1 pseudogene is annotated in these 8967 nt (G+C 77.3%); it reads right to left on the bottom strand.

Annotation, left to right across the window (positions count from 1 at the left end):
- A pseudogene (locus ACFV4N_RS34900) lies at window positions 1–8934 on the bottom strand (non-ribosomal peptide synthetase); the annotation flags it as partial.
- Between the last annotated feature and the right edge of the window lie 33 nt (window positions 8935–8967).

Here is an 8967-nt window from a genome sequence, read left to right as displayed (position 1 = left end):
CGCGGGCAGCCGGGACGCCGCGTGCGCCTTCAGCGCCGCCGGGTCGGCGAGGCCCGGCGTGCCCACGACGTAGGCGACCAGGCGCAGGTCGCCGGGGCCGAACGGGCGCGCCACCACGGCGGCCCGCACCACGTCCGGGTGGTCCTGGAGCACCGCGGCGATCTCGTCGGGCTCGATGCGCAGGCCGCGGATCTTGACCTGGTCGTCGGCCCGCGACAGGTACTCCAGCACGCCTTCGCCGCACCACCGCACCACGTCGCCGGTGCGGTAGAGCCGCGAGCCGGGCGCGCCGAACGGGGAGGCCACGAACCGCTGCGCGGTCAGCGACGGCCGGTCGTGGTAGCCGCGCGCCAGCTGCACGCCCGCCAGGTACAGCTCGCCGGGCACGCCGGGCGGCACGGGCCGCAGGCGCTCGTCGAGCACGTACACCGCCGTGTTCCACACCGGACGTCCGATGGGGACGGTCGCGGTGACCTCCGCGCCGGTGAAGGCGTGCGCGGTCACGTCCACCGCGGCCTCCGTGGGGCCGTAGAGGTTGTGCAGCCCCGCACCGCACACCGCGGCGAACCGGCGCGCCAGCGCGGTCGGCAGGGCCTCGCCGCTGCACACCACCCGCACCAGGTCGGGGCAGCGCTCACCGGACTCCTCCAGGTGCGCGGTGAACGCCTCCAGCATCGACGGCACGAAGTGCCCGGTGGTGACCCGCTCCCGTCGCACCAGCCCGGCCAGGTACGCCGGGTCGCGGTGCCCGTCCGGCCGGGCGACCACCAGCGCGGCGCCGACGTGGAACGGCCAGAAGAACTCCCACACCGACACGTCGAAGCTCGACGGCGTCTTCTGGAGCACCCGGTCGCCCGGGGTCAGCCGGTACTCGTCCTGCATCCACAGCAGCCGGTTGACGATCGCGCGGTGGGTGACCACCACGCCCTTGGGCCGCCCCGTGGAGCCGGAGGTGTAGATGACGTAGGCCGGGTCGTCGCCGAGCACGGTCGGCAGCGGGCCCGCGTCCCCGGCGCCCAGCCCGCGCAACGCCTCCTCGTCGAGCACCAGCACCGGGTCCGCGTCGGCCAGCATGAACGCCACCCGGTCGGCCGGGTAGTCGGGGTCCACCGGCAGGTACGCCGCGCCCGCCCGCTGCACCGCGTGCAGCGCCACCACCAGGTCCACCGAGCGGGGCAGCACCACGGCCACCACCCGCTCCTGTCCCGCGCCGCGCCCGCGCAGGGCTCGCGCCAGGCGGTCCACCCGGGCGTCGAACTCGGCGTAGGTCAGCGCCGTCCCGTCGTCGGCGACCAGGGCGACCGCGTCGGGCGTGCGCCGCACCTGCGCGGCGAACAGCTCGGGCAGCGTCGTGCCCGGCACGGGCCGGCCGGTGTCGTTCCAGGAGCCCAGCACGCGGTCGCGCTCGTCGGCGCCCAGCACGTCCACCTCGCCGAGCCGCGTGCCCGGGTCGGCCGCGGCGGCGGCCAGCACCCGCGCCAGCCGGTCGACCAGCGACCGCGCGGTGGCCTCGTCGAACAGGTCCTCGCGGTACGCCAGCGCGCCGTCGAGCCCGGCCGGCGCGCCGTCGGCGTCGCGCGCCTCGCGCAGGCCGAGGCTCAGGTCGAACGCGCTCGTCCCGGACGACACGGGCGCGGGCTCCACCGCCAGGCCCGGCAGCTCCAGCGCGGCGTCCCCGGTGTTCTGCAGGGTCAGCAGCACCTGGCACAGCGGGTGCCTGGCCAGCGACCGCGGCGGGTTCAGCCGCTCCACCAGCCGTTCGAAGGGCACGTCCTGGTTGGCGTAGGCGGCGAGGTCGGCCTCGCGGACGCGGGCGAGCAGTTCGGTGAAGGTGGGGTCGCCGGAGGTGTCGGTGCGCAGGACGAGGGTGTTGACGAAGAACCCGACCAGGTCGTCCAGCGCCTCGTCCGGGCGGCCCGCGACCGGTGTGCCGATCGGCACGTCGGTCCCCGCGCCCAACCGCGTGAGCAGGGCGGCGAACGCGGCCTGGAACACCATGAACGGCGTGGTCCGGGTGCGCCGGGCCAGCGCCAGCACCCCCCGGTGCAGCTCCGCGCCCCACCGCACCGGCACGTGCCCGGCGGTCTGCGCGGACGACGACGGCCGCGGCCGGTCGGCGGGCAGCTCCAGCTCGTCGGGCACGCCGGCCAGCGCGTCGGTCCAGAACGCGAGCTGCCGGGCCAGCGGGCTGCCCGGGTCGTCCTCGGACCCCAGCACCTCCCGCTGCCACAGCGCGTAGTCCGCGTACTGGATGGGCAGCGGCGTCCAGTCGGGCGCGGCGCCGGAGACCCGGGCGGTGTAGGCGGCGGCCAGGTCGCGCAGCAGCGGGCCCATCGACCAGCCGTCGCCCGCGATGTGGTGCAGCACCAGCGCCAGCACGTGCTCCTCCGCGCCCAGCCGCACCAGCGCGGTGCGCAGCGGCAGGTCCGAGGTCAGGTCGAACGGCGTGGCCACGAGCGGGCGCAGGGCCGCCGCCAGGTCCTCCGGCGCGTGGTCGAGCAGCACGAGCGGCGGCGCGGCGTCCAGGACCCGTTGCACGGGGGCGCCGTCGATCTCGGGGAAGGTGGTGCGCAGTGATTCGTGCCGGTCCACGACGTCGGCCAGGGCGGCGCGCAGGGCGGGCACGTCCAGCGCGCCGCGCAGCCGCAGCGCCACCGGCACCGCGTAGCTGGGGTTGCGCTCGTCGAGCCGGTTGACGAACCACAGCCGGCGCTGGGCGAAGGACAGCGGCACGGCGTCGGGCCGGTCGACCGGGCGGGGCGCGGGGCGCGCGGCGACACCGCGGTCCAGGCACGAGCCCAGGCCCGCGACCGTGGGGTTGGCGAACAGGTCGGCCACGGCCAGCTCCGCGCCGAGGGTGGTGCGGACCCGGCTGACCAGGCGGGTGGCCAGCAGCGAGTGGCCGCCCAGGTCGAAGAAGTCGTCGTCCAGGCCCACCTCGGGCACGCCGAGCAGTTCGGCGAACAGGCCGCACAGGATCTCCTCGCGCGGCGTGCGCGGCGGGCGGCCGCCGGCGGACAGGTCCGGCGCGGGCAGGGCCTTCCGGTCGAGCTTGCCGTTGGCGGTCAGCGGCAGCGCGTCGAGCACCACCAGCGCGGCGGGCACCATGTGCTCGGGCAGCACGGTCCCCAGGTGCGCCCGCAGCTCCGCGACGTCCACCGGCCCGCGCGGCGCCACGTAGCCCACCAGGGCCTTGAGCCCCGGCCGGTCCTCGCGCACCACGACCGCCGCGTGCGCCACGGCCGGGTGCCCGGCCAGCACCGCCTCGACCTCGCCGAGCTCGATGCGGAACCCGCGGACCTTCACCTGCTGGTCGGCGCGGCCCGCGAACTCCAGCGCGCCGTCGGCGCGCCGCCGCACCAGGTCGCCGGTCCGGTACATGCGCTCGCCCGGCGCCCCGAAGGGGCAGGCGGTGAACCGCTCCGCGGTCGGGCCGGGCCGGCCGTGGTAGCCGCGGGCCAGGCCCGCGCCCGCCAGGTACAGCTCGCCGACCACGCCCACCGGCACGGGCTCCAGCCGCGCGTCGAGCACGTAGGCGCGCGTGTTGTCCACCGGCCCGCCGATCGGCGGCGGCACGTCGGCACGGTCCTCCGGCGACACGGTCGCGCCCGTGGCCACCACCGAGAACTCCGTGGGCCCGTAGTGGTTCACCAGCCGGAACGGCGCGCCGGCCGGCGGGCGGCGGCGCAGCGCGTCACCACCGGTCAGCACCACGCGCAGCGAGGTCCCCGCGGCGGCCAGGTCGTCGAGCACCAGCTCCAGGCGCGGCGTCGGCAGGAAGCACGCGGTCAGCCGCCGCTCGGCGATCCACCGCACCAGCGCGTCGCCGTCGGCGAGGGTGCGCGCGTCGGGCAGGTGCAGCCGCGCGCCCGCCACCAGGTACGGCCAGACCTCCCACACCGCGGCGTCGAAGCCCTGCGCGGCCACCTGGGCGGCGCGGTCCGCGGCCGTGATCCCGTACTCCCGCACGTGCCAGGCGCACAGGTCGGCCAGCCCGCCGTGGTCGACCACCACGCCCTTGGGCCTGCCGGTGGACCCGGAGGTGTAGATGACGTAGGCGGCGTCCGCGGGACCCACCGGGACCGCCACCGGCTCGGCGGGCGCGGTGCCCGGGTCGTCCAGGCACACCACCTCGGGCGCGGTGACCCGGTCGCGCAGCGCCCGCTCGGTCAGCACCACCGGCGCGGCGGCGTCGGCGAGCACGTACGCCAGCCGCTCGGCCGGGTAGTCGGGGTCCAGCGGCAGGTACGCCGCGCCGGCCTTGAGCACGCCGAGCAGCGCCGCGATCCCGGCGGGGGACCGGTGCAGGCACACGCCGACCGGGTCGCCCGGCCGCACGCCGAGGTCGAGCAGGCGGCGCGCGACCCGGTTCGCGGCCGCGTCCAGCCCGGCGTAGGTCAGCTCGTCCACCGCGGGCGCGTCGGGCGTCCCGGCCGCGCGCCGCGCCACCAGGTCCGGCACGGACACCCAGTCGCCGGCGGGGACGGCGGTGTCGTTCCAGGTCTCCAGCAGCCGGGTCCGCTCGCCGGGCGCGAACACGTCCAGCGCGCCCAGCCGCGCCCGCGGGTCGGCCGCCGCCGCGGTGAGCAGGCGGCCCAGCCGCTCCAGCAGCGACCGCGCGGTGGCCTCGTCGAACAGGTCGGCCGCGTACTCCAGGTTCGCGGTGAACGCCTCGTCCTCCGTGACCGCCAGCGCGAGGTCGAACTTGGCCGTGCCGGTCCACGCCGACACCGGTTCGACGTCCAGGCCGGGCAGCGCCGGGCCGTCGCCGCCGCCCGCGTTCTGGAGCACCAGCGTGACCTGGAACAGCGGGTGCCTGGCCAGCGAGCGGACCGGGTTCAGCTCCTCCACGACCCGTTCGAAGGGCACGTCCTGGTTGGCGTAGGCGGCGAGGTCGGCCTCGCGGACGCGTTCCAGCAGTTCGGTGAAGGTGGGGTCGCCGGAGGTGTCGGTGCGCAGGACGAGGGTGTTGACGAAGAAGCCGACCGCGTCGTCCAGCGCCTCGTCGGTGCGCCCGGCGACCGGGGAGCCGATCGGGAGGTCCGTGCCCGCGCCCAGGCGGGTCAGCAGGGCGGCCAGGCCCGCGTGCAGCACCATGAAAGCCGTGCTGCCGGTCGCGGCGGCCAGGTCGCGCACCGCGCCGCGCACCTCCGCGCCGAACTCGGCGACCACCAGCCCGCCGCGCCCGGACGGGACCGCGGGACGGGGCCGGTCGGTGGGCAGGTCGAGCTGGTCGGGCGCGCCCGCCAGGGCCTCGCGCCAGAACCGCAGCTGGCCCGCGACGAGGCTGTCCGGGTCGTCCTCGACGCCGAGCAGGTCCCGTTGCCACAGCGCGTAGTCCGCGTACTGGACGGACAGCGGGGCCCAGTCGGGCGAGGCGCCGGAGACCCGGGCGGTGTAGGCGGCGGCCAGGTCGCGCAGCAGCGGGCCCTTGGACCAGCCGTCGCTGGCGATGTGGTGCAGCACCAGCACCAGCACGTGCTCCTCCGGCGCGACCGCCAGCAGGTGGGCCCGCAGCGGCGGTTCGGCGGCCAGGTCGAACGCGTGCGCGGAGGCGGCGGCGACCGCGGCGTCCACCTCGTCGGCCGCGACCGCGGTGACGACCAGGTCCGGCGCGGCGTCCAGGACCCGTTGCACGGGGGCGCCGTCGATCTCGGGGAAGGTGGTGCGCAGTGATTCGTGCCGGTCCACGACGTCGGTCAGGGCGGCGCGCAGGGCGGGCACGTCCAGCGCGCCGCGCAACCGCAGCGCCCACGGCGAGTTGTAGGCGGTGGAGCCCCGGTGCACCTGGTCGAGCACCCACAGCCGCTGCTGCGCGTGCGACAGCGGCAGCGGTTCGGGCCGCTCCACCGGGCGCAGCGCGGGCCGGGCGCTGCCCGCGGACTCCAGCCGGGCGGCCAGGCCGCGCGGGGTCGGCGCGGTGAACAGGTCGCGGATGCCCAGCTCCACGCCGAGCGCCGCGCGCACCCGGCTGATCAGGCGGGTGGCCAGCAGCGAGTGGCCGCCCAGGTCGAAGAAACCGTCCTCGGCCCCCACCGAGGCCAGGCCGAGCACCTGCGCGAACAGGCCGCACAGGATCTCCTCGCGCGGCGTGCGCGGCTCGTCGCCGGAGCCCGCCGACGCGTAGTCCGGCGCGGGCAGCGCCCGGCGGTCCAGCTTGCCGTTGGGCGTGCGGGGCAGCTCGTCGAGCACGACCACCGCCGCGGGCACCAGGTGCTCGGGCAGCAGCCCGGCCACGTGCGCCCGCACCTCGGCCGGCGCGACCTCGCCCACCGCGTAGGCGACCAGGCGCCCGTCGCCCGGCCGGTCCTCGCGCACCACGACCGCGGCGCTGGTCACCGCCGGGTGGGCGAGCACCGCCGCCTGCACCTCGGCCGGCTCCACCCGGAACCCGCGGATCTTGACCTGCTCGTCGGCGCGGCCCACGTACTCCAGCACGCCGTCCGGCCGCAGCCGCACCAGGTCGCCGGTGCGGTACATCCGCTCGCCGGTCCGGAACGGGTCGGCCACGAACCGCTCGGCGGTCGCGCCCTGCGCGCCGAGGTAGCCCAGCGCCAGGCCCGCGCCCGCGAGGTGCAGCTCGCCGACGCCGCCGGGCGGCACCAGCCCCAGCCGCGCGTCGAGCACGTAGCCGTGCTTGCCCGCCACCGGGCGGCCGATCGGCACGGACCGCCGGTCCAGGTCCGCCGCGGTGATCTCGTGGGCGGTGCTGTAGCCCATGCTCTCGGCCGGGCCGTAGCCGTTGGTGAGCCGCACGTGCCCGTGCTCGCGCAGCGCCTTGGCCGCGTGCGCCGCCGACGCGGGCTCGCCGCCGGTCATGGCCCGCCGCACGGCCGCGAACACCCCGGGGTGCTCGTCGAGCACGTGGTTGAACAGGCTGGCCGACGCCTTGAACACGGTCACGCCGTGCTCGGCGACCAGGCGGGCGATGGCGTCCGGGTCCGGCGGGCCCGCCGGGTGCAGCACGCACGTGCCGCCGTGCAGCAGCGGGCCGAACAGCTCGGTGCCGAAGGCGTCCCACGACACCGGCGCGGCCTGGAGCCACACCTGGTCGGCGTCGAACTCCGCGTAGTCCTGGCCGGTGAGCGTGGCCACCACGGCGCGGTGCGGCGCGAGCACGCCCTTGGGCTCGCCGGTCGAGCCGGAGGTGAACATGACCACGGCCGGGTCGCGCGGGTCCACCGCCACGCCGGGGTCGTGGTTGGGGCCCGCCGGGCGGGCGTCCGCGTACCGCGCGCCCAGGCCGTCGACCGGCGCGCCGACCACGACGCCCGCGCCCGCCCGCCGCACCGCCGAGCGCAGCCGGTCGGCCGGGAACGCGGTGTCCAGCAGGGTGTAGCAGCCGCCGGCCTTGAGCACGCCGAGCAGCGCGGCGACCAGCTCCGGCCCGCGGTCGAGGTGCACGCCGACCACCTCGCCGGGCCGCACGCCCAGCTCCAGCAGGTGGTGGGCGACCCGGTTGGCCCACCGGTCCAGCTCGCCGTAGGTGACGCGGCCGTCGTCGCCGACCAGGGCGGTGGCGTCGGGCGTGCGGGCGGCCCGCGCGGCGACCAGTTCGTGCACGCACCCCTGGACCGGGGCCGGGGCCGGCCTGGTCAGCTCCGCCACCTCGTCCCGGTCGAGCAGGGGCAGCGCGCCGATCGGCGTGGCGGGGTCGGCCGCCACCGCCGTGAGCAGCCGGGCCAGGCGCCGCCCGAGCGCCGCGACGGTCTCGCGGTCGAACAGGTCGGCGGCGTAGTCCCAGTTCACCCGCAGGCCGCCCGCCGCTGGCCGCTCGCGGACGCCCAGCGTCATGTCGAACTTCACCGCGCCCGTGCCCAGCGGCACCGCCTCGACCTCCAGGCCGGGCAGGTCGAGCCGGCCCTCGCCGTCGGCGGCGTGCACCAGCATGACCTGGAACAGCGGGTGCCGGGACAGCGACCGCGGCGGGTTCAGCTCCTCCACCACCCGCTCGAACGGCACGTCCTGGTGGGCGAAGGCGGTCAGGTCGGCCTCCCGGACCCGCGCCACCAGCTCGCGGAACGTCGGGTCGCCCGAGGTGTCGGTGCGCAGGACGAGGGTGTTGACGAAGAACCCGACCAGGTCCTCCAGCGCCTCGTCGGTGCGCCCGGCGACGGCCGTGCCGAACGGGACGTCCGTGCCGCCGCCGTGCCGGGTCAGCAGCGCCGCGACCGCGGCCTGCACCACCATGAACAGCGAGGCCCCGGTGTCGGCGGCCAGGTCCAGCAGCGCCCGGTGCACGTCCGCGGGCACGTCCACCGGCACCGAGCCGCCCCGGTGCCCGGCGACCGCGGCGCGGGGCCGGTCGGCCGGGAAGCCCACCTCCTCCGGCAGGTCGGCCAGGGCCCGCGCCCAGTGCGCCACCTGCCCGCTGAACCGGCTGCCCGGGTCGTCCGGGTCGCCCAGCACGTCCTGCTGCCAGAACGTGTAGTCGGCGTACTGCACCGGCAGCTCGGCGAACCCCGGCGCGCGGCCGGCGAGCCGCGCGGCGTAGGCCGCCGCCAGGTCGCGGGTCAGCGGTCCGGTGGACCCGCCGTCGCCCGCGATGTGGTGCAGCACGAACAGCAGCACGTGGTCCCGTTCGCCCACTTCGAACAGTCGCGTGAGGACCGGCGGGGCGGCGGTCAGGTCGAACACGTACCCGGTGGCCTCCGCCAGCGCGGCGGGCAGCTCCTCCGGCGCCACCGGCGTCACCGCCAGCTCCGGCACGTCGCGCCGGACGTCCTGGCGCGGCTCGCCGTCCGCCTCGGGGTAGGCGGTGCGCAGCACCTCGTGCCGCTCCACCACGTCGGCCAGGGCGGCGCGCAGCGCGGGCACGTCCAGCTCACCGCGCAGCCGCAGCGCCACCGGGATGTTGTAGGTCGAGCCGGGTTCGACCCGGCTGAGGAACCACAGCCGCCGCTGGGTGAACGACAGGGGGATCGTCTCGCTCACTGGACCTCCTCCGAGCGGGTCCGGCGCCGCAGC

Origin of the sequence: Actinosynnema sp. NPDC059797 (assembly GCF_042732085.1) — a bacterium.
In the GTDB taxonomy this organism is placed as follows: domain Bacteria; phylum Actinomycetota; class Actinomycetes; order Mycobacteriales; family Pseudonocardiaceae; genus Actinosynnema.
Note: the sequence above shows the minus strand (reverse complement) of the source record. Positions and strands in the feature narration are given on the sequence as shown.